The 946-nt window shown below is 68.7% G+C and carries 1 protein-coding gene; it reads left to right on the top strand.

What is annotated here, in order from left to right; translation table 11 throughout:
• Positions 1 to 24: 24 nt before the first annotated feature.
• A partial coding sequence (locus tag ACT84W_RS04080) for an aminotransferase class V-fold PLP-dependent enzyme (protein ID WP_444328292.1) occupies positions 25 to 946 on the top strand: 922 nt, incomplete at its 3' end.

Here is a 946-nt window from a genome sequence, read left to right as displayed (position 1 = left end):
CACGTCCGACGAGGTGAGCGAGTAATGGTAGATATCGAGAAGAACCCCTACAAGGCGGACTTCCCGCTGCTCGCGAGCCGCCCGGACATCGCGTTCCTCGACTCCGCCGCCACGGCGCAGCGCCCCGCGTGCGTGCTCGACGCAGAGCGCGACTTCTACACGAAGATGAACGCGAACCCGTTGCGCGGGCTCTACAGCCTCTCGGTCGCCGCGACGTCGGAGATCGGCGCCGTCCGCGAGCAGATCGCCCGCCTGATCGGCGCCGTCGATGACGCCGGCAAGCCGCTCGCCGACGACATCGTCTTTACCCGCAACACGAGCGAGAGCCTGAACCTTGTGGCCAAGTCCTTCGCGCCGACGGTCCTGCATACCGGCGACGAGGTCGTCATCACGGTGATGGAGCACCACTCGAACCTCATCCCCTGGCAGCAGGCGTGCCGCGCGGCCGGGGCCAAGCTCGCCTATCTCTTCCCCGATGAGCAGGGCTTCATTTCCGATGAGGAGATCGCAGCAAAGATCGGCCCTTCCACGCGCATCGTCGCCGTGGGCGAGGTCTCCAACGTCATGGGCGTGCGCAACCCCGTCGAGAAGATCGCCGAGGCGGCCCACGCGAACGGCGCCTACGTCGTCGTCGACGCCGCCCAGTCGGTGCCCCACATGGCCGTCGACGTGCGCGCGCTCGGCGCGGACTTCCTCGCCTTCAGCGGGCACAAGGCGCTCGGCCCCTTGGGAATCGGCGTGCTGTGGGGGCGCCACGAGCTTCTTGCCGGCATGCCCCCGATGCTCACCGGCGGCGAGATGATCGACTCCGTGAGCGAGCAGGACGCCACGTGGGCGCCCGTGCCCGAGAAGTTCGAGGCCGGCACGCAGGACGCCGCGGGCATCTACGCCACCGGCGCCGCGCTCACCTACCTCACGCAGACCGTCGGCTACGACGATGTGGCCG

Source organism: Paratractidigestivibacter sp. (genome assembly GCF_052362415.1).
GTDB lineage: Bacteria > Actinomycetota > Coriobacteriia > Coriobacteriales > Atopobiaceae > Paratractidigestivibacter.
This window is presented reverse-complemented; position numbering and strand designations above follow the sequence as displayed.